Annotated in this window: 20 protein-coding genes and 1 pseudogene; 15 read left to right on the top strand and 6 right to left on the bottom strand. The window is 34.7% G+C overall.

From position 1 onward, the window contains the following. Positions 1-225 precede the first annotated feature (225 nt). On the top strand, positions 226-3,108 hold the full coding sequence (locus C8E03_RS18090) for a glycosyl hydrolase 115 family protein (RefSeq protein WP_110291774.1): 2,883 nt from the start codon (positions 226-228) through the stop codon (positions 3,106-3,108). 78 nt (positions 3,109-3,186) lie between these two features. On the opposite strand, the gene C8E03_RS18085 is transcribed toward C8E03_RS18090, so the two are convergent. Then, positions 3,187-4,035, bottom strand: coding sequence for a helix-turn-helix transcriptional regulator (locus tag C8E03_RS18085; RefSeq protein WP_094377358.1), 849 nt, complete (start codon positions 4,033-4,035; stop codon positions 3,187-3,189). Between the two features lie 164 nt (positions 4,036-4,199). On the opposite strand from C8E03_RS18085, the gene C8E03_RS18080 reads away from it, so the two are divergent. The 7 genes from C8E03_RS18080 to C8E03_RS18050 all read left to right on the top strand — a co-directional run bounded on the left by C8E03_RS18080 (position 4,200) and on the right by C8E03_RS18050 (position 12,441). After that, complete coding sequence (locus tag C8E03_RS18080) at positions 4,200-5,357, top strand: Gfo/Idh/MocA family protein (RefSeq protein WP_110291803.1); 1,158 nt, start codon at positions 4,200-4,202, stop codon at positions 5,355-5,357. A gap of 72 nt (positions 5,358-5,429) precedes the next feature. Beyond that, a complete protein-coding gene (locus C8E03_RS18075; RefSeq protein ID WP_110291773.1) occupies positions 5,430-6,431 on the top strand; it encodes a Gfo/Idh/MocA family protein in 1,002 nt (333 codons plus the stop codon). An 11-nt stretch (positions 6,432-6,442) separates the two neighbouring features. Beyond that, positions 6,443-7,285, top strand: a complete 843-nt coding sequence (locus C8E03_RS18070; protein WP_110291772.1) for a sugar phosphate isomerase/epimerase family protein — start codon at positions 6,443-6,445, stop codon at positions 7,283-7,285. A gap of 371 nt (positions 7,286-7,656) precedes the next feature. Then, complete coding sequence (locus C8E03_RS18065; protein WP_110291771.1) at positions 7,657-9,402, top strand: ABC transporter ATP-binding protein; 1,746 nt, start codon at positions 7,657-7,659, stop codon at positions 9,400-9,402. Between the two features lie 37 nt (positions 9,403-9,439). Beyond that, positions 9,440-10,336, top strand: coding sequence for a DUF2156 domain-containing protein (locus C8E03_RS18060; protein WP_110291770.1), 897 nt, complete (start codon positions 9,440-9,442; stop codon positions 10,334-10,336). 136 nt (positions 10,337-10,472) lie between these two features. Beyond that, positions 10,473-11,531, top strand: coding sequence for a histidinol-phosphate transaminase (gene hisC, locus C8E03_RS18055; RefSeq protein ID WP_094377375.1), 1,059 nt, complete (start codon positions 10,473-10,475; stop codon positions 11,529-11,531). 55 nt (positions 11,532-11,586) lie between these two features. Beyond that, positions 11,587-12,441 carry a DUF368 domain-containing protein gene (locus C8E03_RS18050; protein ID WP_242993639.1) on the top strand — a complete coding sequence of 285 codons (855 nt, stop codon included), beginning with the start codon at positions 11,587-11,589 and terminating at the stop codon, positions 12,439-12,441. Between the two features lie 148 nt (positions 12,442-12,589). Here the strand turns inward: C8E03_RS18050 and C8E03_RS18045 are convergent, their stop codons facing one another. Then, complete coding sequence (locus C8E03_RS18045) at positions 12,590-13,597, bottom strand: DUF6709 family protein (protein ID WP_094377364.1); 1,008 nt, start codon at positions 13,595-13,597, stop codon at positions 12,590-12,592. Positions 13,598-13,726: 129 nt separating this feature from the next. On the opposite strand from C8E03_RS18045, the gene C8E03_RS18040 reads away from it, so the two are divergent. The 3 genes from C8E03_RS18040 to C8E03_RS18030 are packed head-to-tail and all read left to right on the top strand — an operon-like array spanning position 13,727 to position 17,303. Continuing rightward, entirely contained in the window at positions 13,727-14,479 is a 753-nt protein-coding gene (locus C8E03_RS18040; RefSeq protein ID WP_094377365.1) for a class I SAM-dependent DNA methyltransferase, read from the top strand. 3 nt (positions 14,480-14,482) lie between these two features. Beyond that, complete coding sequence (gene hslO / locus C8E03_RS18035) at positions 14,483-15,364, top strand: Hsp33 family molecular chaperone HslO (RefSeq protein WP_094377366.1); 882 nt, start codon at positions 14,483-14,485, stop codon at positions 15,362-15,364. A 28-nt stretch (positions 15,365-15,392) separates the two neighbouring features. After that, complete coding sequence (locus C8E03_RS18030) at positions 15,393-17,303, top strand: NAD(+) synthase (protein WP_094377367.1); 1,911 nt, start codon at positions 15,393-15,395, stop codon at positions 17,301-17,303. Between the two features lie 42 nt (positions 17,304-17,345). Here C8E03_RS18030 and C8E03_RS18025 read toward each other — a convergent pair whose 3' ends face one another. Next, positions 17,346-17,789: a hypothetical protein gene (locus tag C8E03_RS18025; RefSeq protein ID WP_094377368.1), complete on the bottom strand. Its 444-nt coding sequence runs from the start codon at positions 17,787-17,789 to the stop codon at positions 17,346-17,348. A gap of 842 nt (positions 17,790-18,631) precedes the next feature. On the opposite strand from C8E03_RS18025, the gene C8E03_RS18020 reads away from it, so the two are divergent. The 3 genes from C8E03_RS18020 (at position 18,632) to C8E03_RS18010 (ending at position 22,028) form a co-directional block, all read left to right on the top strand. Continuing rightward, positions 18,632-19,168, top strand: coding sequence for a sigma-70 family RNA polymerase sigma factor (locus tag C8E03_RS18020; protein WP_094377369.1), 537 nt, complete (start codon positions 18,632-18,634; stop codon positions 19,166-19,168). 13 nt (positions 19,169-19,181) lie between these two features. Continuing rightward, positions 19,182-19,580 (top strand): phage holin family protein, encoded by a 399-nt coding sequence (locus C8E03_RS18015; RefSeq protein WP_094377370.1) that lies wholly within the window; start codon positions 19,182-19,184, stop codon positions 19,578-19,580. A 222-nt stretch (positions 19,581-19,802) separates the two neighbouring features. Continuing rightward, the gene (locus C8E03_RS18010; protein WP_094377371.1) at positions 19,803-22,028 is read left to right on the top strand and encodes a glycoside hydrolase domain-containing protein; all 2,226 of its coding nucleotides are present in this window, start codon (positions 19,803-19,805) and stop codon (positions 22,026-22,028) included. A 229-nt stretch (positions 22,029-22,257) separates the two neighbouring features. On the opposite strand, the gene C8E03_RS18005 is transcribed toward C8E03_RS18010, so the two are convergent. The 3 genes and pseudogenes from C8E03_RS18005 to C8E03_RS17995 form a co-directional block, all read right to left on the bottom strand. Next, the gene (locus C8E03_RS18005; protein ID WP_094377372.1) at positions 22,258-22,791 is read right to left on the bottom strand and encodes a hypothetical protein; all 534 of its coding nucleotides are present in this window, start codon (positions 22,789-22,791) and stop codon (positions 22,258-22,260) included. Between the two features lie 242 nt (positions 22,792-23,033). After that, positions 23,034-23,570 (bottom strand): hypothetical protein, encoded by a 537-nt coding sequence (locus C8E03_RS18000; RefSeq protein ID WP_094375650.1) that lies wholly within the window; start codon positions 23,568-23,570, stop codon positions 23,034-23,036. Between the two features lie 460 nt (positions 23,571-24,030). Then, positions 24,031-24,180, bottom strand: a pseudogene (locus C8E03_RS17995) (ISNCY family transposase); the annotation flags it as partial. A gap of 171 nt (positions 24,181-24,351) precedes the next feature. Between C8E03_RS17995 and C8E03_RS22085 the strand changes: the two are divergent. Next, positions 24,352-24,516 carry a hypothetical protein gene (locus C8E03_RS22085; RefSeq protein ID WP_170123057.1) on the top strand — a complete coding sequence of 55 codons (165 nt, stop codon included), beginning with the start codon at positions 24,352-24,354 and terminating at the stop codon, positions 24,514-24,516. The last annotated feature ends 271 nt before the right edge of the window (positions 24,517-24,787 follow it).

Below are 24,787 nucleotides of genomic sequence, written 5' to 3'. Positions count from 1 at the left end.
CGAATTAACATTAATTTTGAAGAGGAATTAGGACAGGTGATTTAGTATATAAACCTGTGATATGTAATGGTGCAAATGGACAGTGTAAGCAGTTACGCATTATCTAGGAAGAAATTGGAGAAACGTGAGTGGATTTTAGGATTGATTTTGTTTATGATTTATGTTAACGGAAGAATTAATTACATTAAAGGAACATAAAATGGTTTTGAAAGTGGGGGAGATAAGATGCAGTTCAAAATTGAAAAAGTAACCAAAGCAGATAAAAGAATAGTTGAAGAAACCATATTTTATATGGAGCCGGATGCATATTCAGGTGTGAGAAAGGTTGCAGACAAGGTAAGAGAAGATGTAAAACGAGTCGTTGAATTTTTACCAGAGACAACAAAGAAGCGTGAAAAGCTTGGTAAGTATCCGGTTATTTATGGGACAATAGGTCATAGTAAAATATTAGAGGATTTGCATCATTCAGGTAAAATCAATTTGTCTGTGGTGGAAGGGAAACGAGAGGTTTTCTTATTTCAATTGGTTGAAGAACCTTATGAAGGGATTTCATGTGCTTTAGTCATAGCAGGAAGTGATAAGCGTGGAAGTATCTACGGCTTGTTTCACCTGTCAGAATGTATGGGAGTATCTGCGTTCGTTGACTGGTCAGATGTACGGCCAACTCATAAGGATAAGGTAATCCTGACAGAAAAGGACAATTATATTTCTAAAGAACCATCTGTAAAATATCGGGGTTTATTCATTAACGATGAATGGCCGGCTTTTGGAAATTGGGCGAAAATTCATTTTGGAGGCTTCAATGCCAAAATGTACGAGCATGTATTTGAGCTGATTCTTCGCCTAAAGGGGAATTATCTTTGGCCTGCTATGTGGACGGCCTGTTTTAGCTGTGATGGACCGGGTCTTCTCAATGCAGAATTGGCAGATGAATATGGAATTGTGCTAGGCTCTTCTCATCATGAGCCTTGTATTCGAAACGGAGAGGAGTATAGTCAGGTTCGTGGAAAAGATTCGATTTATGGGGATGCGTGGAACTTTCGCACCAATCGTAATGGAATTTTACGTTTTTGGGAAGACGGGTTAAAAAGAAATGGAAAGTTTGAAAATATTATTACACTGGGTATGCGAGGAGAACAGGACAGTAAAATACTTGAGGAAGATGCTACTCTTGAAGATAACATAGAACTTTTAAAGGATGTGATTCGTGAACAGAATCGATTGATAAGGAAGAATGTTTGTGAGGACTTATCAAGTACAAAACGTGTTTTTGTATTATTCTCCGAGGTAGAAGCTTTCTTTTATGGAGATGAAAAAACAAAGGGACTCATAGGTGATCAGGAGTTAGACGGTGTCACATTGATGCTTGGGGATGATAATTTTGGCAACTTAAGAGGTGTGCCAACAGAACAAATGAAAGAGCATAACGGTGGATATGGTTTATATTATCATTTTGATTTTCATGGAGGAGCATGTTCATACGAATGGATGAATACCATTTATCTTCCTAAGCTATGGGAGCAGCTTTCTATGGCGTATGACTATGGAATTTCGGATATATGGGTGGTTAATGTGGGAGATATCTGCTTTCTGGAATATCCCATATCCTATTTCTTTGAACTTGCTTATGATATGGAAAAATGGGGTTCCTCAAAGCCAAATATGACTGATTACTTTACTAAGCAGTGGATTGACAGGCAGTTTGATAGTGCTTTTAATAAAGAAGATAAAAAGTCAATACAAGAGATTTTAAATGGATATACAAGAATAAATCATAATCGTAAACCTGAGGTAATGAAGGCCTTTGTTTATCATCCCGTGAATTTTGATGAGTCAGAGAATTTACTAAAAGAGGCTGGACAGATCATAGACCAAGTAAATGAGTTGAAAACAAGATGTCCTAAATGGGCATTACCAGCGTTTTATGAGCTGATTTATTTTCCGGCGGCAGCGTCTATGAATGTGCAGAGAATGCAGATAGTGGCAGGAAGAAACGAATTTTATGCAAGACAAAATCGTGTAGAGGCGAATGTTTTGGCAAAGGAAATTAAGTGGTGTATAAATGAAGACAGAAGACTCACAAAGGAATATCATCATATAAATGATAGAAAATGGGAGGGGATGGGTCTTTCTGAACACATCGGTTTTATGCATTGGAATGAAGAAGGCAACTGTTATCCTCTAGTAATTGAGATTGAGCCAGCCAATAAGCCGCGCCTTATTGTAGCTAAGTCTGATTGCAGTGAATTTACCGAAGGTTTTATCTGGACTCGTAAAACCTTAAAAATAGAGGATTTTTTACGTCCCGATGTGGATGAAGTGAGAATCGACCTTGCCTGCGGCAGCAGGGAATCAGTGGAATATGAGGTGAAAAGCGACTGTTCGTGGATAATACCATCTAACTATTGTGGCTGTGTGGATAATAAGGAGGTGCTAAGGCTTAAAATAGACCGAAGCTTGTTAAAAGGAAAGGAACTGGGAACGGTTTTGATACAGACAAAGACAAGTGAGGCACAGCTTGAAGTATGGGCACAAAATACTGACGTTCTTACAATGGATAACAATACATTTTTGGAACGGGATGGCTATATCGCAATGGAAGCAGAGCATTATTACAAAAAGCATGATATAGACGGCTATTGTTTTACTTTGATTGAGAACTATGGAAGAACCTTGTCAGCGATGAAAGTTTTACCACCACAACATGATTTTACGAATGATAGTGAAAGACCTTATCTGGAATACCATTTTATAGCTGATCAGGAAAAAGAATACACACTGGATTTATATCTGGCTCCTTCCAATACGGCATATAGGGATCATAAACTAACCGTTGGAATTCAATTAAATGAGGAAGAAATACAAATGACAAATGCGGTTGGTGAACACTTTTGCTCTCAGGATTTTGGATGTATGGAATGGATTAGAGGAGTCATGGAAAATATTCATATTCACCAAAGCAGTGTGTTATGTCAATGTGGTCTGAATCGACTTCGTGTTTATGCGGTGAGTCCGTTTATGGTATTAGAAAAAGTTGTTCTTTATAAAAAAGGCACAACAATTCCAACGTCCTATCTAGGACCAAGAGAAAGCTTTTATAAAAAATAGAGGAATCATTCATTGGATGCTTGACTTATGGATATGATAAAAATCTAAATATTATTTTGATGGTGGGGAACTTTCCTCCTATCTATAGTCAGGAAGTAATTGCAAAGCTTCCCGATCCTTTACCGGAGAATGCCCAAGGAATTTGGTATAGGCACGGTAAAAGGAGGAGTAATCCTTAAAACCGGCATTTAAGGCAGCTTGTGTGGCATTCGCCCCGTCAATTAGTAATTGCTGTGCATAAATGATCCGTTTATACAATAGATAATCATATATGGTAGTTCCGGTAGCTTGGCGAAATACTTTGTTTAAATGATGCTTGCTTACAAAAAAATGCTTTGAAATGTCATCAAGATGGAAAGGTTCTGTTAAGTGTTCATTTAGATAGGTAATAATGTCTGTAATCGTTTTAGAGGCGCTATAGTCGGCTGTGGCTGCGGTTTTGGAAAGACTCATTACCATGATTTGAGACAGCAAAGCTTCCATGTAGATTGGCAATATAGTCTGTTGCAGTTTTAAATCCAGAGTTGAACACTCAACAAGTGACTGCAAAAATGAAAAAATACGATATTGTTCACAATTTTGATAAAAAACTTCATTTCCCGAATATTTACCCATCGAAGGGAAGGCAGAGAGTAAAAGATGCCTTCTATCTATGGATAATAATTCGGGATAAAAGTGAAGGGCAAACCGCTTATAAGGCTTAATACTGTTTACCCTAATACCGTGGAATACATTAGGAGATAAAAGTAAAAGGCTGTGTGGTGTCAAGCGATAACCTCTTTCCTCCACCATATAATCTGCATCTCCGTCGATAAAGTAATATACCTCATAATAATTATGGCAATGTAAATGACAGTCTATCAAGCCCTCACTGACAGAGTGCGTAAAGAAAATTTTATCACTATTTATTTCAGAAAGAACTTTCATGTTGACTCCTCTCGTTTATTTCAATTATTATTTCTTATATTATAAAATTTAACCGCTATATTTGCAATATAAATGGGATCATTTGCAATGGTCTTTTTTCCATTGCATAGATATAATAAGAGACAGGAAAGAACATGCAAAGTGATGCAGAAATGAGGGAAAAGATGGACAAAGTAAAACTGGGTATTATTGGAATCGGAAACATGGGAACGGGTCATGCAAAGAATATTATAAAGGGAGAAGTTAAGGAGATTGAATTGTGTGCCGTTGCAGATTGTAAAGAGGCAAGAAGAAATTGGGCTGAGGAAAATCTTTCTGAAGACATAACTGTTTTTGAAAGTGGGGATCAATTAATAGAAGCAGGTATCTGTGATGCCGTACTGGTAGCGACACCTCATTATGAGCATCCAAGACTTGTCATTAAGGCATTGGAGCATGGACTTCATGTATTGTGTGAAAAGCCTTCCGGCGTTTACACTCTTCAGGTACGAGAGATGAATGAAGTAGCAGCAAAGCATGAGCTTGTGTTTGCGATGATGTTCAATCAAAGAACCAATCATGTTTATCGAAAGATGCATGAGCTGGTTCAAGGCGGTACCCTTGGAAAGATTAAGCGTGTCAACTGGATTGTTACCGATTGGTATCGCACGCAGTCTTATTATGATTCGGGAGAGTGGAGAGCTACCTGGGCCGGAGAAGGCGGCGGAGTTTTGTTAAATCAATGCCCTCATAATCTGGATTTATTGCAATGGATATGCGATATGCCCTCTAGCGTTAGAGCTTTTTGCCATAATGGAAAATGGCATAACATTGAAGTTGAGGATGATGTAACGGCGTATCTGGAATATCCGAACGGTGCAACTGGAGTTTTTATTACCACTACAGCAGATGCACCGGGAACCAATCGTTTTGAGATTACTTTAGAAAAGGGTAAGCTTGTGTGTGAAGAGGATAAGCTGACATTGTTTGAGCTAAACGTCAGTGAAAGAGAGCATTGCTTTCGTGAAATGGAAGGTTTTAAAAAGCCGGAGGGACATTTTGTGGAATTAGAAACGGATGGGTTGAATCCACAACATATCGGAGTCATGAAAGCGTTTGCAGGCAAAATTTTGCATGGAACACCATTGGTTGCGGACGGAAGTGAGGGAATCAACGGTCTGATGCTCTCCAATGCGATGCATCTTTCAAGCTGGCTTAAGAAAACTGTGGAGATACCATTTGACGAAGAGGTGTTTCTTGTGGAGCTTAATAAGCTGCGCGTTAATTCTAAATTCAAGAAAACGGTAAAGGAGACTACCTTTAATACAGAAGGAACCTATTAGGAGATCTAAAATAAGTATGAAAATCTCTCAAATTATAGTAAATGAAATAGTTACATCAGATTGGAGTTAAGAATGAATATAGCGATTGTTGGGTGTGGTTCCATTGCCACAGTTCACGCAAAATGCATTGAAAGGTCTAATAATAGGCTGGCTGCTTTTGCAGACATTAAAATCGAACGTGCAAAGGAGTTTGCAAAGAAATATCAAGGTCACTTCTATGAAGCCTATGAAGAAATGCTTCAAAAGGAAGATATAGATGTTCTTCATATTTGTACACCTCATTCTCTTCATGTTCCAATTGCTATTTATGCGTTAGAGCATGGCGTACATGTTTTCATGGAAAAGCCTCCGGTGATATCCATCCAACAGCTTGAGCAATTAGAAGCAGTGAAAACAAATCAGTATCTTGGTTTTTGCTTTCAAAACCGTTATAATCCAAGTATTTTACATGTAAAAAGGCTGTTGGAATCAGGAGAGGCAGGGCAAATCTACGGAGCTAGAGGTATTGTCACATGGAATCGGCCTGCATCCTATTATACACAAAGTGATTGGCGGGGCAGGCGATTGATGGAAGGCGGAGGAGCCTTAATCAATCAGTCGGTTCATACAATGGATTTACTCGCTTATTTACTTGGTACGCCAATTAGCGTAGATGCCTCTATGGCGAACCATCATTTAAAAGGTATCGTTGAGGTAGAAGATATGATGGAGGCCTTGATTCTTTTTGAAAAAGGGAAAAGAGCATGCTTCTATGCAACAACCGGGTATGTAGATGATGTATCACCAATAATTGAAATAGCATGTGAAGACAGAACCATTCGGATCGAAGATTTAGAGGTTACTTATTATTATAAAGATTCTAAAGTGGAAAGATTTTCGTTTAATGGAAAGGAAAAAGAGGGAAAAAGCTATTGGGGCTCTGGACACGGTGATTGCATTATGGATTTTTACAAAAGCATTGAAACAAAAACTCCTTTTTCCTTAGACTTATCCCATATGAAAGAGACTATTTTACTGATGCTTGGCATGTACGAATCTGCTAAAACCCGAAAAGAAATTACAATAAAATCATAGGAGGATTTAAAATGTTAAAAAATGCTATCATTACAGGCTTTGCCGATGAAATCCATAGAGATGTAGAAGTTCAAGTAAAGCTTATGAAGGAGCTTGGAATATCCTATCTGGAGCTTCGAAGTGCAAATGGAAAAAGTATTGCTGATTATACTTTGGAGGAAGCCAAGGCGCTTAAGAAATATCTGAAAGAAAATCAAATCAATGTTTCTGCAATAGGCTCACCCATTGGGAAAATACAAATAACGGATGAGTTTGAGTCTCATTTTAACGTATTTAAAAATGTAGTTGAAATTGCAAAGATTATGGAAACACCTTATATTCGTATGTTTAGCTTCTTCATACCAGAGGTGGAAAATCCCGAAAACTACAGTAAAGAGGTATTTGCCAGAATGAAACGAATGGTAGATTATGCAAAGGAACAAAAGGTAGTGTTACTGCATGAAAATGAAAAGGGTATTTATGGGGCAATGGCATTACAATGTCAGAAGCTATTTGAAAGCTTTTACGGAGATAATTTCAAAGCGACTTTTGACTTCGCAAATTTTGTTCAGTGCAAACAGGAAACGGTAGAGGCCTATGAAATGTTAAAGCCTTACATTGAATACATTCACATCAAGGATGCTCTTTGGGATAATGGAAAGGTAGTGCCGGCGGCACAAGGGGATGGAAATGTGAAAGAGATATTACAAAAGCTTGATCAGGAGGGGTATTGCGGCTTTTTAAGTCTGGAACCTCATCTGACAGAATTTGAGGGACTTAAGAATCTTGAAAAAAATCCAGAAAAGAGGCAACTAACTGACGGTGAAGCAGCGTATACCATAGCTTATCAGGCGTTAATGAAGTTAATCAAGTAATTAAAATATCATTTAAAAGCATATTCACAGTCGAGTAGGTTATTTATACCTATTGGACTGTGTTTTGTTATTTAGGAGTAATATTGATTAAGTAAATAAATGTGCATTATATAGTATTTATCTATAAATATGGTATATTTTTATAAAAGCTAAGGCAATGCTGGCAAATTATTGGTCTTTTCATACAAAAGTGAGTGAATCACTTTAATCATTCAGATAAATGTGTTATGATGGATAGAAATGCAAAAGAAAGCGTATAATTTAATTTGAAACAATGTAATAAAACAATGACAAAGTTCAAAATATTAATGAAAATATAAATACAAGAGAAAAACAGGTTCAAAGCGAAATTGACTTGAGAGGAGACAAATATGGAACATAGATGGAAGAAACTGCTTAGTTACTATAAACCTTTTAAAAAATGGCTTTTTGCAGATTTATTTTTTGCTATTTTGGGAGCGGCAATCACTCTGGTACTTCCGTTAATAGTACGATACATAACAACCAGTGTTGTTTACATGCAGTCAAAAGAATCGATTCAAATCATTATTAAGCTCAGTATTGCAATGTTTGGATTGGTACTGGTAGAAGCCTTTTGTAATTTTTTTATTGCTTATTATGGTCATATAATGGGGGCGAAAATTGAATTCAATATGAGAAATGAGATTTTTTCTCATTATCAGAAATTGTCTTTTACTTTCTATGATAATCAAAAAGTAGGACAACTAATGTCCAGAGTCACCAATGATTTATTTGAAATTTCTGAGTTATTGCATCACGGCCCAGAAGATGTGATTATATCCATTATTAAATTTGTAGGTTCCTTTATCATATTAATCAGTATTAATGAAGAATTGACCTTAGTTGCATTTGCATTCCTACCGTTAATGATTATTTATGCGTTTTATTTTAACCGAAAAATGAAAAACGCTTTTAAAGAAAACAGGGCTAAAATAGCTGATATCAACAGTCAGATAGAGGATAATCTGTCAGGCATTCGAGTGGTGAAATCTTTTGCAAATGAAGATATCGAGCTGGAAAAATTCCATGAGGGAAATAATAGATTTGTAAGCTCTAAGAAAAGAAGCTATTTCTATATGGGAGGATATCATTCAGGACTTGGAGCGTTAACCACTATGATTACAATCGGTGTGATATCAATTGGCGCTCTGCTTATATCAAAAAAGACAATCGAAGTAACTGATTTGATTACTTTCCTTTTATATATTAATAACTTTACCGAACCGGTGAAAAAGCTGATAAACTTTACCGAACAATTTCAAAATGGCTGGAGCGGTTATGAAAGATTTCTTGAAATTATGGATATCCAGCCAGACATTAAGGACGCAAAAGATGCCATAAATATGAAAGATGTAAAAGGAAATATAGAATTTGAAAACGTAACTTTCCGTTATGAGGAAAGCAATGAAGAGGTATTAAATCAAATTAATCTGAAAGTGAAAGAAGGCGAATACATCGCATTAGTAGGCTCGTCGGGAGCAGGAAAGACAACTTTGTGCAGCTTGATTCCTAGATTCTATGATGTAACAGGTGGGAAGATACAAATCGACGGAACCGATATCAGAAGAATTAAATTGAAAAATCTTAGAGATAATATAGGTATCGTACAGCAGGATGTCTACCTGTTTGCAGGAACCATTATGGATAATATCCGCTATGGAAAACCCTCTGCAACAGACAAAGAGATTGTCATGGCAGCTAAAAATGCCAATGCACATGATTTTATTATGTCATTTCCAAATGGTTATGACACTGATATTGGACAAAGAGGCATCAAACTGTCAGGAGGACAAAAGCAACGTTTATCCATTGCTCGTGTGTTTTTGAAAAATCCTCCGATCTTGATTTTTGATGAAGCTACCTCTGCGCTAGACAACGAAAGTGAAAGAGTAGTTCAGGAATCCTTGGAAAAGCTGGCGAAAAACAGAACAACCTTTGTGATAGCACATCGTCTTTCTACAATACGAAATGCGCAGAAAATAATTGTGCTGACAGAAAATGGAATTGAGGAGAAAGGAACACACGAGGAACTGCTTGCAAAGAGAGGGATTTACGAGGGACTTTATAACATGCAGTTTAAGAGTAGAATACAATAAATAACGAAAGACAGAAATGAAAGTATAGAGGTTAGTTATGGATATAGAATTTAAACGAGTAGAATTAGAAGATAAGGAGCTAATTAATTCCTTTATTAAGAAGCAAAGTTCAAGAAGTTGTTCCCTATGTTTTGCAAATATTTATTTATGGGAACCGCACTATAAAGTAACCTACTCCATTGTAGAGAATATGCTGGTATTTAAATCGAGTGAGGACAAGCCAAGCTTTTCGTATCCAATTGGGGGAAGTGATGTAAAAAAAGCGATAGATACCATAATAAAATATTGCGAGGAAAAGAGTCTTGCATTTAAAATGTATGGTGTGACCGAGGAGCAATTTGAAGTCATAAACCAATTATACCCAAATGAATTTCAGATAGAATACAACAGAGATGATGCCAATTACGTTTATGAAACCCAGAAACTGATTAACCTTTCCGGTAAAAAATATCATGGAAAGAAAAATCATATTAATAAATTCATGAAGTTGCATGAAGATTGGAATTATGAAGATATTACCGAGGAAAATCTGGATGAGTGTATACAAATGGCACTTGATTGGAGAAAAGAAAACGATTGTGATACCAATGAGCTTAAATCAATCGAATTTTGTGTTGCGTTGAATGCTCTTAAGAAGCGAAAGCAACTTGATTTAATCGGAGGACTTATACGTGCAGAAAAAAAAGTAGTTGCCTTTACCATTGGAGAGCCGCTTACGAAAGATACCTTTGTAATTCATATTGAAAAAGCCTATGCGGATGTGGACGGAGCTTATCCAATGATAAATCGGGAGTTTTTAGCACATCATGCATCTGAATATACCTATGTAAACCGTGAAGAGGATACAGGAGCAGAGGGACTTCGTAAAGCAAAGTTATCCTATAAACCAATTTTTATGGTAGAAGCCGGAAATGTTACAAGAATTCAAGCATAAAGATATTGCTTTTCTTTTGTTTATTTGGTAATATACTAATTGTTTCATATCTAAAAACAACATTCTTTTAAGATAAGAAGCTTAGCATGCAATAGCGGTTTTAGCTAAAAGTATGCTTCGGACTATAGAGGAGAATATTATGGCTTGGCAGGATAATGTTAGAAACGTAGTACCATATGAACCGGGTGAACAGCCTGAATGTAAAAACATCATTAAACTGAATACAAATGAGAATCCCTATCCCCCCACCGATAAGGTCAAAAATGCTATTAAAAATTTTGATACAGATACCTTGCGATTGTATCCAAATCCTAAGGCAGCAGATCTTGTAAGGGCGTTGGCAGATTATTACCAGGTAGAGGAGGAAGAGGTATTTGTAGGAGTTGGTTCAGATGATGTGATAGGAATGGCTTTTTTAACCTTTTTTAATTCTAATAAACCGATTTTATTTCCTGATATTACTTATTCTTTCTATAGTGTATGGGCAGATTTGTATCAAATCCCTTATGAAAGACCGCCGCTTGATGATAATTTTAAACTTGTAAAGGAAGATTACTACAAAGAAAACGGCGGTATTATTATACCAAATCCAAATGCACCTACGGCGGTGTATGAGAATTTATCGGTGATAGAGGATATTATTTCTCATAACAGGGATGTTGTGGTAATTATTGATGAAGCATACATTGACTTTGCGGGTAAGTCGTCTGGTGAGTTAATATCAAAATATGATAATCTGCTTGTGGTACAGACGTATTCAAAATCACGTTCTATGGCAGGAATCCGTATTGGATATGCAATGGGTAACAAGCAGCTTATCCATTACTTAAATGCAGTAAAGAACTCCTATAATTCTTATACTATGAACCGCACGGCAATTACTGCAGGAGTTGCCTCATTACAAGATAAGGAATACTTTGAATTTATGATTGACAAAGTAATTCATACAAGAGAACGTATCAAAAAGGAATTGTCTCAATTAGGTTTTACCTTTACCGATTCTCAGGCCAATTTTATTTTCGCAAGCCATAGAAAAGTTTTGGCCAAAGACATATTTGAAGCACTAAGAAAAGAAGAAATCTATGTTCGGTATTTTGATTCAAAGAGAATTGACAATTATTTAAGAATTTCAATTGGAACAGATCAGGAAATGGATTTGTTCATTAAGGCTTTAAAACAATATCTTAATATGTAATAAAGAAAGGGTTTAGAAAATGGCGTTTTTACTTGATGTAATAAAAGGTATATTTATGGGAATAGCAAATGTTATTCCTGGAGTCAGCGGTGGAACGATGGCAGTATCGTTAGGAATTTATGATAAATTTATTTCTTCCATAACCGGATTTTTTAAGAATTGGAGAAAAAGCTGCAAGATTTTGTTACCAATTGTAATAGGAATTGGAATTGGGATTATAGGCTTCACCTATGCGATAGAATATCTATTAAGCCAGCATACCTTTGTAACTTGTATGACTTTTGTTGGATTAATATTTGGTGGGCTTCCCATGCTTTATACTGATATGAGAGCTAAAATGACAGAAACAAAATCAAAAATAGGTGTGGGAAATGTAATTGCATTTGTAGGATTATTTGCTGTTGTTGTGGGTCTGCCTATGCTCGGTGTTGGATCTGAAACCTCAAGTGTTTTAGCGGGAACTCCTGTTAATATGTTAATTTTATTCTTTGTTGGTGTCATTGCAGCAGCTACTATGGTTATCCCAGGTGTCAGTGGTTCCTTGGTACTTATGATTCTAGGCTATTATTATGGTATTATTAATACAATAAAGAATTTTTTAGAGGCATTGAAAGTAATGGATTTAGATGCATTATTAAATGGTTTTTTGGTACTGGTGCCTTTTGGAATTGGTGTATTAATTGGAATAGCTGGAATAGCTAAGATAATTGAGTATTTATTTAACAAACATAGTGTAATGACCTATAGCGCAATATTTGGTTTGGTATTGGGGTCACCTATTGCTATTTTTTATAATACGGGCTTATATAAGCATTTGAATGAAGTTTCTATAATAAAATTATTTCTAGGTTTAATTCTTTGTATTATAGGTGGAGTAATGACCTATTACTTAGGGAAAAAAGAAGCATAAAAATAAATAAAAAGCTCAGGGATACGCTCACTCCCCTTATGTCACTACTTGGCAATCAAGCGGTTATGTAAGGAAAAGACTTCATCCATGAGCTTTTTCTAATATAAATATCAGCAATTTCCTATAAAATAGGAAGTGATCGATTCTGCTATTTCCCACTCTCAAGGATAGGCATTGCGTTGCTTTTATTTTTAAGCCGTCTGGCAAGAGCAGCGTTTTTCTTTGTATAGCCTAGCAAAATATTCGGATAATGAGTCCCTAAATAATCGAGAATAGAATCAGCTTCAAATTTTTGTTTATGCTTAAATCTAATAATTCCATGTGTTGTATGAATTACAATATGATATGAGATTCCTGAAATCCTGCTTAACTTACTATGCTTATAGCCCCATATAATATCGGTCAGCGGGATAATAGCTATCTGGTTTTTTGTTTTTGTAATCATATAATTGGAAGTCATAGAAATATCAGCAATCGTATATTCTCTGTTATTCTTTAATTCCAAATCAGCCGTTTTTAAACCAAGCTTTGCATCTCTTCCTCTACCAAGCTGCCTGCATACCAAAGAATTTTGGGGAGCCATGATAAAAATCAAATAGCAGAATACAGAGATAACAGTATACAAATCAATAACTCCAATTAAAAGCATTAAGATATAGGTTTTAGGAACGAAATAATCTGGCTCACTTACAATAAAGTCAGCGGATATTTTGGACAGTTGTGTATCCGTCCAGGCTAAATCGGAAGCAAAATGTGAGATTAGGTAATCCATCTGATCAGTATCATAAATTAATTTTGCTTTCATAGTTTTATTCTCAAGTGCAGTCAAAGCTGTCGCATCAGCCTGATTATGTATCAGAAAAAATACACATTTATCGCCAATAAAGCTATAATAGTAGGAGCCTTTTCTGATTGAATTTATTGTGTAATCATAACCTGTATAATATAAGAGCGGAATTGTTACTTCAAGAAATTCTTGACCGTTTTGATATTCATCAAATATACTATTTATACTGCTTAACTGCTTAGGTATTATAATTTCTTTAAAGGGGTAATGATAAATCAGGTAGCCGGTAAAAATAAGAAATATGACAGCAGGTACTAATTTGGTAAAATACAGCAGTCTGATTGAGTTAATAAGTGTTCGTTTTTTCATATTATAAAGTTCCTTTCAATATGCTAAGTATACAAGATTTTTTGACTTAACGCAAACAAACGATTATAATACTAATGAAAATATTTAAAGAAAATGAAATAGAAATATAGTAATAAGAAAGAGGATAAAATGGAAGCATATACAAGTTTTGCAAGGGTATATGATACGTTTATGGACAATATACCGTATGAAGAATGGTCTGGTTATATTATTGGACTTTTAAAGGATTATCAGATAGAAAATGGGATTTTACTAGACCTTGGCTGTGGAACAGGAAGTCTTACAAAGCTTATGGCAAGACATGGATTTGATATGATTGGCATTGATAATTCAGAAGAAATGCTTGAAATAGCGATGGAAAAGAAACTAGAGTCTGGTCTTGATATCTTATATCTGTTGCAGGATATGAGAGAAATTGAATTGTATGGAACGGTACGGGCCGTCATTAGCATATGTGATTCCATGAATTACATTATGGATGAAGAAGACTTACTTAAGGTTTTTATGCTTGTGAATAATTATCTGGATCCTAAGGGAATTTTTATCTTTGATCTAAACACTAAATATAAATATGAACAGATACTTGGTGAAAGAGTTATTGCGGAAAACAGAGAAGATTGCAGCTTTATATGGGAAAATTACTATTATGGGGACGAAGAGGTCAATGAATACGATTTAACCTTATTTATCAAAGAGGAAGGCAATCTGTATCGTAGATTTCAGGAAAATCATTACCAAAAGGTGTATGAGCCTGATGCGGTTAAAAAGCTGCTTGAAAAAGCAGGCATGGAATTGCTTGCAGTTTATGATGCGTTTACCAAAGAGCCACCTAAAAATGACAGCGAAAGAATTTATGTGATAGCAAGAGAGAAAGGAAAATAATACATGAGAGATTATATTGTAAGAGCAATAGCAGCAAACAGCCAGATACGGGCATTTGCCATTACGAGCAGAGATATTGTAGAAAAGGCAAGGCAAGCACATAATACAAGTCCGGTAGCAACAGCAGCACTGGGTCGTCTTTTAACAGCCGGAAGCATGATGGGTATTATGATGAAAGGCGATAAGGACATTTTGACCTTGCAGGTCAAGGCAGGAGGACCCATTGGAGGAATTACAGTGACTGCAGATTCAAAGGGAAATGTGAAAGGCTATGTAAAAAATCCTGATGTTATCATTCCGGCCAATTCAAAGGGAAAGCTTGATGTGGCTGGTGCGGTAGGTGTAGGATTTATGAACGTAATTAAGGACATGGGAATGAAAGAGCCTTATGTTGGACAGACTGTTTTACAAACCAGTGAGATAGCAGAGGATTTGACATATTATTTTGCTACCTCCGAACAGGTTCCCTCTTCAGTTGGCCTTGGCGTTTTAATGGAGCATGACAATACGGTGAAGCAGGCAGGTGGATTTATCATACAGCTTATGCCGTTTGCTGAGGATGAAGTCATAGATAAGCTAGAAACAAAGTTAAAGGAGGTTACCTCGGTAACCAGTCTGCTTGATGAGGGATATACACCTGAAATGCTTTTGGAAAAAATTCTGGGTGACTTTAATGACCTTGAGATATTGGATACGGTATCCACGCAGTTTTATTGTAACTGTTCCAAGGAGCGGATTGAGAAAGCAATTATAAGCATCGGGAAGAAAGATATTAAAGAAATGATAGAGGATGGAGAGGAAATAGAAGTGAACTGCCATTTTTGCAATACAAAATATAAATTTAGCGTGAATGAATTAAAACAAATTTTGAAGAAAAGTAAATAAAGACTTTTCAGCACGATAGGAGGAAGCGATGAAACAAGGATTTGTAAAGGTTGCCGCCGCAACACCTGAAATCAGGGTAGCAGACTGTGAATATAACCGTATTGCAATTGAAGCGGAAATTGATAAGGCACTTAGCCAGAAAGCAAAGCTGATTGTGTTTCCGGAGCTTGTATTAACCGGATATACATGTAGTGATTTATTTTTGCAGGAACAATTGTTAATAGAAGCGAAAAAACAACTTATTGAGTTAGCGAAGTATTCAAAGGGAAAGGATATTCTTATTTTCGTCGGGTTACCGTATGAAAGGAAAGCAAAGCTTTATAATGTTACAGCAGCTATTTTAAATGGTGAAATATTAGGATTTATTCCGAAAAGTCATATTCCGACCTATTCTGAATTTTATGAGTTAAGACATTTCACAAAGGGCAATGAAAAGCCTGTTACAGTCATGATCAATGAGAAAGAGGTTTTGTTTGGAACGAATCTTTTATTTGAATGTATAAATATGGATGGTTTTGTTATTGCAGGAGAGATTTGTGAGGATGTTTGGGTTCCTAACCCGCCAAGCATCCGTCATGCGATGGCAGGAGCCACCGTCATTATCAACTCTTCGGCCAGTGATGAGACTACAGGTAAGGATATTTACCGAAGAAATTTAATTAATGGTCAGTCGGCACGTTTATTATGTGCATACATTTACGCCAATGCCGGAGAAGGTGAGTCGACTACTGATCTTATATTCGGAGGTCATAATATCATATCTGAAAATGGGATTGCATTGGCTGAATCGGTGCGTTTTCAAAATGAAACAGTTTACGCAGATATAGATATTGACCGCCTCAGAAGCGAGCGCAGGAGGATGACTACTTTTGAAAGCATAGATGCCAGTGACTATGTTACGGTTAAATTTTCTGTCGAAACAGAAGAGACGAAGCTTAAGAGAAGCTTTGACAATTCACCTTTTGTACCAAAGAGTAAGCTTGACAGAGACAGAAGATGTGAGGAGATATTGTCCATGCAAAGTCTGGGACTCAAAAAGCGATTAAAGCATACAGGCTGCAAACATGTAGTAGTTGGAATATCGGGAGGTTTGGATTCCACGCTGGCGCTTTTGATCGCAGTAAGAGCGTTTGACAGCCTGAATATAAAAAGAGAGAATATACGAGCCATCACCATGCCCTGCTTTGGGACAACAGATAGAACCTATCACAATGCGGTAGACCTGATTGAGATGCTGAATGCAACATTCATGGAGGTTAATATCAAAGAGTCTGTTAATCTGCATTTTGAAGATATTGGACATGATAGAAGCATTCATGATATCACCTATGAGAACGGACAGGCAAGAGAGCGTACGCAGATATTAATGGATGTGGCAAATCAAATCAATGGAATGGTAGTCGGAACGGGAGACATGTCAGAGCTTGCTCTTGGCTGGGCCACTTATAATGGGGACCACATGTCCATGTATGGAGTCAACTCTTCTGTACCAAAGACCTTGGTAAGACATTTGGTGAGCTATTTTGCGGATACCTGTCAGGATGGTAAGTTGTCAGAGGTTTTAAAGGATATATTGGATACACCGGTAAGCCCAGAGCTGCTTCCACCTGAAAACGGAATGATTTCCCAAAAAACAGAGGACATTGTCGGACCCTATGAGCTTCATGATTTTTATTTATATTATTTATTAAGATTTGGTTATCGGCCGTCTAAAATTTATCGAATAGCAAAAATAGCATTTCAGGGTATTTATGAAGATGAGACGATACTAAAATGGCTTAAAATTTTCTATCGAAGATTCTTTAGCCAGCAGTTTAAAAGGTCTTGTCTGCCAGATGGACCAAAGGTAGGATCGATAGCGGTTTCACCAAGAGGTGATTTAAGAATGCCTAGTGATGCATGTGTCAGGTTGTGGCTTGAAGATTTGGATCATCTATAGAAAGACCTTATGTAAGGTCTTCCTACAGTGGATTTAAAGATATTACTCGATAGACAAAGCGGCCTTATCCAAGGCCTCTGCAATAGCATCAAGAAGTACCATTGAGGTATATTTATTATCCTCAGAATATGTAACACCTTCAAGTGACTGGTTAGCATAGATTTGCTTTGTTAAATCATCAAGTGCAGGCTGCATTAATGGGTACATTGTAGTGACTGCTTCACTAAGATTAATTAAACAGATGGAATTAATATGGTCCTCATCAACAACGACTTCAACATCGATTGTGTTGTCGTTTATTACCAGTGAAGATGAATATACACCGGCAACATAATTCATTGTAGGAGCTGCTTGATTATCTTTTGAACCTTTTGGCAGAAACATAAAAATCAATAGTAATACCAGAAGAATTCCAAGTAATACAAAGAGAAATGTATAAATCAATTCTTTCAACTGAATTACTACGATTTTTGTTTTGGAACTCATGGAAAGCCCTCCTATATTTTTGCTTTATATAATGTATTAAATAGTGATAAAAAATATTCATAGATTTGTAGGTAATTGCGAAACTAGTTCGTAAACTTAGTTGCAACAGAATAGAAGTTTTGTTTGCCAAATTTCAAGAATTGGAGACTAGCAACACAGTGCAGCTATTAGTAAACAGAGTAAAACCAAATTACTGCAAATTCTTAGTGATTTACCAGATGTGACAGTTTGATATTTCACTATTTAAAAATATAGAAAAATGGAAAATTAATAAGAGCAGAGTGATATGATATAAGAAAGCTCGGAAATTCAGTAAAACATGAATTTCCGAGCTTTCGTACTATATTTGCACGTGGTCTGCTATCTTTACATTAAATGTTCTAATCGTATCTTCAATCTTAGCTTTAAAAATATCTTTATCAAAAAGTGCAGATGCTTTTTCTTCTGTTAATCTCATATGTGCAAATATGGCTGACTAATGACGAGAGTATAAAAAGGGATAAGGGTACAAAAGTTTCGATAACCGTAAAAAAAGGAAAAAAGATTATTACCTAGTGCGTAGGTTATAAACGATAGATATCAAAATAAGGATAGGTAAATGTAGAGAATTTTTCTATGCTGTAGTAAACCAACCAAAAAATATTAAATATTATTTGAATTGTAATTACATATAGTATTTTTGTAACATAAATATGAAATAATTAAGCAAAATTACACAATTTTTAAAAAATAGCAGTTATATTGCTATAATTAGTAATTTGTTTTGCATTTATTTAAAATTTATCAGACGTTTACAATTTTTTGTATTCCATCTCTTTATTTAATGAAAGGTGGGATACAAATTGACGATAAATGATATTGTAAAATCTCAAAAAGGGGATAGAGATTCAACATTGAAACTTATTAATAAATTTACACCCTTGCTAAAGAAGTATGCATTTAAATTGAACTATGAAGATGCTTATAATGACCTGATTTTAAATTTTATTGAGTGTATTCACAATTTTCATGTAGAAAACATTAAAAGCAAAGCAGAAAGAAGTATAGTGTCTTACATATGTACATCAATTCATAGTAGTTATGTGAAAAGGCTAAATGAGATAATAAGGTTACAAAATTTATTTATTTATTCTAATTTAAGTGAAAGTGAACAATATTATATTGAATCTTTGTCGGCTACAAATGATTCGCATTTTAAGTTATATATGGAATCACTTCAAGATTTTCTTACAGCTCCAGAGATTTCTATAATTGAATTGGTATATTATTATGGGTTTTCAGTAAATGATATTGCTAACTTTTATGGCATATCAAGACAAGCAGTAAATCAAATGAAAAATCGAGCTTTGAGAAAATTAAAAAAGGATTATATGGCTTAGGAGGTAGTGTGAAATGAATTATTTAATTGATTATGGTAAATTAATCGTAGCATTTCTAGGAAGAATCTTAGGTTGGGTTTTGGGAGGCTTGGATGCTTTGATTTATGCTCTTATTGTTTTTATAATAATAGATTATATAACGGGTATAATGCTCGCTATTAAAAATAAAACACTCTCGAGTGAAGTGGGATATAAGGGGATTATAAAAAAGATACTAATATTAATTATTGTATCTATGGGAAATATTATGGATAATTATATTTTAAATACTGGGAGCACACTTAGAACTTTGATTATTATGTTTTATTTAGCAAACGAAGGTATCAGTATTCTAGAAAATGCGGGGATATTAGGTCTGGCAATTCCTCAAAAATTAAAAGACGCCATACAAAAGCTCAGCAGTGACACATAATAATAGGATACCATAAATAAAGAGATTATTTTATTAGGGAACGGATCGCTTAAATTAACAGTGCGTAGTTTCCTTTTTTATTTGTGGAAAAACACTATATAATCTATCCTACGGGTGAGTGAAAAATTAGATTTGATAATTGAAAACTGTTTACAAAAACAAATAAAAATTATCTTTATTAATTGAACGGCCGATTCAATAAACAGAAAAGAGGTAAATTTTATGGATGAACAAGTTTTGCAAGCACAAAAATGGGTTAATAAAACCTATACAGGCATTTCAGGTTATTCCCCAGTTACTGAAGATGGTATAACGGGAAGAGCAACGTTTAAAGCTCTAATTGAAGCACTTCAAATAGAGCTTGGCATATCAGCGGACGGAGTATTTGGAGAGGGTACATTAAGTGCTTGCCCTGCACAAATCAGTGAAGTTGCAGACTCGAGTTCAGCAGCTCCCAGCAATCTACATTATATTATTCAGGGCTCCTTTTGGTGCAAAGGATATAATCCGGGAGGATTTGATGGAGTTTTTGGGCCAGCTACAACAAATGCAGTAGAAAAGTTTGAAGAAGATGCGGGTATAACGCAAGATGGAATCATTAAGCCATATATTTTAAAGGCAATTATGAATACGGATGGGTATGCTCTGGATTCGGATGGTGATTTAAATATTCGAGCAGTTCAAAAAGGATTGAACAGTATGTACGGTGCTTCTTTTGGTCTTTCACCTTCCAATGGTATATGGGAAAGGAATTCTCACAAAAACCTGATTAAAGCTTTGCAGAAAGAATGTAGTGTAACAGCGGATGGAGCATTTGGCAGCGGTACACTAAGTGCTTGCCCTACCTTATCAAAAAATAAAAGTGGTTATCCAAATACCAAAAGAATTTTACAATGGGCATTGTGTGTGAATGGATATTATCCGGGAGGCTTTACAGGAACATTTGGAGCAGGAACATATTCAGCAGTGGTAAACTTTCAAACATTTTTCTGCCTTTCAGCAGATGGAATTGTTGGAAAAAATACATGGGGAGCACTTATGACTAGCTGCGGAGATACTTCCCGTACAGCTTCTGCATGTGATTGCGCGACAATTTTGACAACAGAAAAAGCAGTTACATTAAAGAACAATGGTTATTCCATCGTAGGAAGATATTTGACGGGTACCGCAAATGGGATTAGTAAAGCTTTGACAGTTTCAGAAATTCAGATCATATTTAATGCTGGTTTGAAATTTTTCCCGATTTATCAAGCGGGCGGTGCAAGTAATGCTTATTTTACATCCACTCAAGGGACAAAAGATGCAGAAGCAGCAGTAAAAGCAGCTGAAAATCTTGGAATACCTAGCGATACAATAATCTATTTTGCAGTTGATTATGATGCTTTAGATGGACAGATCAACAGCAATGTACTTCCATATTTTCAATCAATTAGTTCTTATTTTAGTAATTATGCTACCACATCTTATCGTATTGGTATTTATGGTTCCCGTAATATTTGTACACGCATTTACGATGCAGGTTACGCAATTAGTAGTTTTGTAGGTGATATGTCATCCGGGTACAGTGGCAATCTTGGCTATCAAATGCCAGATAATTGGGCATTTGACCAGTTTTATACAACCTCTGTAGGTAGTGGTAATGGACTAATTGAAATAGATAAAGATTCTAATTCTGGAAGAAATACGGGGGTTAATTATATAAATTTACCAACCGATGACGAGATTGAAGAAGCAGTAGTATCAAAACTATCAGATTTTTTAAATGCACTTGATGCTCCGGCTCCTCAAATTCCTTTGGTTTTAAGATCTAATGTAACCTATGAAATTCCTATCACGGAGGATGTAAAATTGTCATATAGTATTAGACAAGACACCACATTATATGATAGTGAAAGTAGTAATATGACATTTACGATTACAAATGGAACCAGTTATGTTGATTCTGTAAGTCTAATCGATAATGTAACGATGAATTTAGGCCTAGACACCAGTAACGCAAGTATTACACCAATTATTTCCCTTTCTACAATGGTTGGTACAGGTAAAGGAAAAGTAGTGGTTACAACAGATGGAACTTGGATAAACACAAGTTATATTATTTCAACCAAAGTTGAGGTGGGTACATATTATAAGCAAAATGTTAGTTTTCTATATACAATTTCTATAAAGAAAAGCTCATTTGATAATATTGCGTATCAAGAGGCATTAGTTTCTAATGCTTCCGAGCAATTCCTAGACAAATTAGAGAGTTTAGCAAAAGGGTTAGTAGTCGGAGTAGTTGCAGTAGCAGCACTTGCTGCATGCGCGTATGTTATTTACCAAACGGGAGGAACAGCAACAGGACAAGCAACAACAGCATTTATCGCTGTTTTGGGATTTTTGGGATTAACTGAAATTAAAGATGATAATAGTGATGATTCTGAAACTAATAATAATTCTGTAACTTAATACTCTGCTAAAATATGCTATATTCAAGTAGAGTAGAAATATTGTTAATTCAAGACCCTAAATACTTTCATTTATGAAGTATTTAGGGTCTTGATGTAAAAATATTTTTATTTAGTAGGATTTCTATAAAATTTCGATTGTATAAATTGTTATGTAATTAAGCATCTAACATTTTACACTCATAAATCGTTATTTTAGATAGATGTCCGAGATAAAATAAAAAGCTTTGTTATTTAGCTATATCATTATTTATCCATTCTTTTAATAATTCAAGTTGCTGGTTATTAAAAACATATGTGGGAATATAGAATTCAAATTGTTTTCTCCGTTTCTTTCTATCAGAAGATAATATTGGATATAATAAAAGAAATTTATCCGTAACTACTAACTTTTTAATTCGATTATATATAATTTTCATTTCACCGTTTGGAAATAAAGATATTAATTCATGTTGTAAGAATTTCATTTTAATAATACACGTTAATTTTTTTTTATTCTTCACATAAGTTATAGACCTTAAAACCTTAGGGGTAAGAGACCAGAAAAAAGCCCACATCAAATATAATAATGGATGAATATAATCTTGTGGTCTTAATATTAAAAGTAAAAGGCTTAAAAGCGCGAGTAGAACACATTGTATGTTTAATAACCTAATGAATATTTTTCCTATCACTTTATGAGCTTTTATCCGATAGTCAATGCTTAATTTATAATTTTTTTTATACCTTTTGTCGTTTTGATCAACTAATATTTCAAATTCCATTTTATCCTCCAATATTAATAAACAGTACGAAAACTTTTATATAAATTTAACAAATTTTATAAGTAAAAGTACACTTATTATATAACAACAGATTTTTATATGCAAACAAACAGTGTTTTTATCCCAATCTATAATAAAGAACTTACTGAATTAAGTCTGAGTGCTATATTGAAAATATGTTGTTAGACGAATCAATGCTAGTACCGTGGAATACGGGTGTTTATTCAGTATAAATATGTGTGTTATACAGCAATATCTTGATTTATCCATTCTTTTAATAATTCAAGTTGCTGATTGCTAAAAATATATGTAGAGAGGAAAAGAGCAGCTTGTTTTCCCCGTTTCTTTCTATCAGAAGATAATATTGGATATAATAAAAGAAACTGTTCTGTTTCTACTAATTTTTTAATTTCATTATATGGTATTTTAACTTTATGTGTTAGGTGGTAGATTATATATTCATGTTGTGAGAAACTCATTTTTAAATTACATTTCAATTCTTTTTTGTGTATCGCATAAATTAAGTATTTAAAAAGAACAGGGGTTATAAAAAAATACAATACTGCACATACTAAAAACTTTAATGGTACAATGTAATTATGAGGATCTAAAATAAAAAGTATTATGGAAATAAGAACCAATAATGCAGACGCTATATTTACAATATTTAAAAGAGTTTTACCTATCATCCTATCATGTTTAATCCAGTATTTAATTCCTGATTTATAGGTTTTTTTAAATCTTTTCTCTGTTTGATCAACTATTATTTCGAATTCCATTTTCTTCTCCAATCTTTCTATTCATAAATAAACAGTATGAAAACTTTTATTATAAATTTAACAAATTTTATAAGTAAAATTACACTTATTATATTACAACAGATATTTTCATATGCAAACAACCAGTATTCTCTGGAATATGTTTTTGATTAAATACAAATTCAGTACTTTTCTTTTGCTAAAACTTAATTATATTATATGCGAATTTATTATAACTGTCAATTTGATCTAAATTAACATATTGTGAGAGCAATAATATATATAATTAAAATTTTTTATGTAATAAGATATTGCGTACTATTACATAAAAATGCTCCGCAGGATGCGCACGAATACAAGTAAATGTCACTGGGTGACTGTATTCGGCGCTGGAAAGCGGTCAAGTCCCTCATGAGTGAGGGCTCAGGGAGCTGATGCGGACTTGTCGGCTTTCTTATTATCTACATTCAATATAGTGACAATGAAAGTGAGTAACTAAAGAAACAGGAACAATTTCATCAAGATTAATGGTTTCATTAAGAAGAGAAAGAAACGAGTATTTATCATTATCAAATTTATTTTGGCAATCTTCAAAAATTTCTGCCAAAGAGAGTTGTTTATATGGTATCATAAGTATGCATCTCCTTTTTGGTGGATTGCTAAAATGGTTTCTGAACAACTCTATTTTAACATAAACCATTGAAGAGATTTTTATTTTATAAATGAAAAAACATGGCATTTATGCGTGTTATGGCGTTTCGCAAACGAGTAAAAATAAATTGTACTTTGAAAGGAGAAGATTATGGAAGTGTATCTATACAAATGTCCTGTGTGCAATTTTGCACATCAGGTACCGGATTACTGGGTGTCCTTTGTCAAGGAACCTACGATTGAATATGAGCACATGAGTTTTCAAACCGGAGAAATGTGTGAAAATACTGTATTAAATCTAAAAGAGGATGAATAAAATAGTGGAAAGCACATGTACAACATTCATGTGATAAAATAAATAAAATAGGAAAATATAAATAAAGAAGCTTAATTTATATTGACAAAATGAAAGGCCACTGTTATTATTTTATTTAGAACAAGGGCGTTTTCGAAAGAAAATTGTCCTTTTTTTATATCATTGGAAAGACCTTGTTTTGGTAGCGTATAAAATTTAATTCCTATGAAATAAAAACACAATGCGAACGAATGCAAGTGGAAAATGTCATTTCGTGACTGCATTCAGCGCG

This window comes from Lachnotalea glycerini, from assembly GCF_003201285.1.
In the GTDB taxonomy this organism is placed as follows: domain Bacteria; phylum Bacillota; class Clostridia; order Lachnospirales; family Lachnospiraceae; genus Lachnotalea; species Lachnotalea glycerini.
This window is presented reverse-complemented; position numbering and strand designations above follow the sequence as displayed.

Coding starts and splice junctions, on each gene's coding strand:
- C8E03_RS18070 (WP_110291772.1), top strand. CDS start 6,443: ATGTTAAAAAATGCTATCATTACAGGCTTTGCCGATGAAATCCATAGA.
- C8E03_RS18060 (WP_110291770.1), top strand. CDS start 9,440: ATGGATATAGAATTTAAACGAGTAGAATTAGAAGATAAGGAGCTAATT.
- C8E03_RS18075 (WP_110291773.1), top strand. CDS start 5,430: ATGAATATAGCGATTGTTGGGTGTGGTTCCATTGCCACAGTTCACGCA.
- C8E03_RS18010 (WP_094377371.1), top strand. CDS start 19,803: ATGGATGAACAAGTTTTGCAAGCACAAAAATGGGTTAATAAAACCTAT.
- C8E03_RS18015 (WP_094377370.1), top strand. CDS start 19,182: ATGAATTATTTAATTGATTATGGTAAATTAATCGTAGCATTTCTAGGA.
- C8E03_RS18050 (WP_242993639.1), top strand. CDS start 11,587: ATGGGAATAGCAAATGTTATTCCTGGAGTCAGCGGTGGAACGATGGCA.
- C8E03_RS18030 (WP_094377367.1), top strand. CDS start 15,393: ATGAAACAAGGATTTGTAAAGGTTGCCGCCGCAACACCTGAAATCAGG.
- C8E03_RS18005 (WP_094377372.1), bottom strand. CDS start 22,791: ATGGAATTTGAAATATTAGTTGATCAAAACGACAAAAGGTATAAAAAA.
- C8E03_RS18085 (WP_094377358.1), bottom strand. CDS start 4,035: ATGAAAGTTCTTTCTGAAATAAATAGTGATAAAATTTTCTTTACGCAC.
- C8E03_RS18080 (WP_110291803.1), top strand. CDS start 4,200: ATGGACAAAGTAAAACTGGGTATTATTGGAATCGGAAACATGGGAACG.
- C8E03_RS18065 (WP_110291771.1), top strand. CDS start 7,657: ATGGAACATAGATGGAAGAAACTGCTTAGTTACTATAAACCTTTTAAA.
- C8E03_RS18045 (WP_094377364.1), bottom strand. CDS start 13,597: ATGAAAAAACGAACACTTATTAACTCAATCAGACTGCTGTATTTTACC.
- hslO (WP_094377366.1), top strand. CDS start 14,483: ATGAGAGATTATATTGTAAGAGCAATAGCAGCAAACAGCCAGATACGG.
- C8E03_RS18000 (WP_094375650.1), bottom strand. CDS start 23,570: ATGGAATTCGAAATAATAGTTGATCAAACAGAGAAAAGATTTAAAAAA.
- C8E03_RS22085 (WP_170123057.1), top strand. CDS start 24,352: ATGGAAGTGTATCTATACAAATGTCCTGTGTGCAATTTTGCACATCAG.
- C8E03_RS18040 (WP_094377365.1), top strand. CDS start 13,727: ATGGAAGCATATACAAGTTTTGCAAGGGTATATGATACGTTTATGGAC.
- C8E03_RS18090 (WP_110291774.1), top strand. CDS start 226: ATGCAGTTCAAAATTGAAAAAGTAACCAAAGCAGATAAAAGAATAGTT.
- C8E03_RS18025 (WP_094377368.1), bottom strand. CDS start 17,789: ATGAGTTCCAAAACAAAAATCGTAGTAATTCAGTTGAAAGAATTGATT.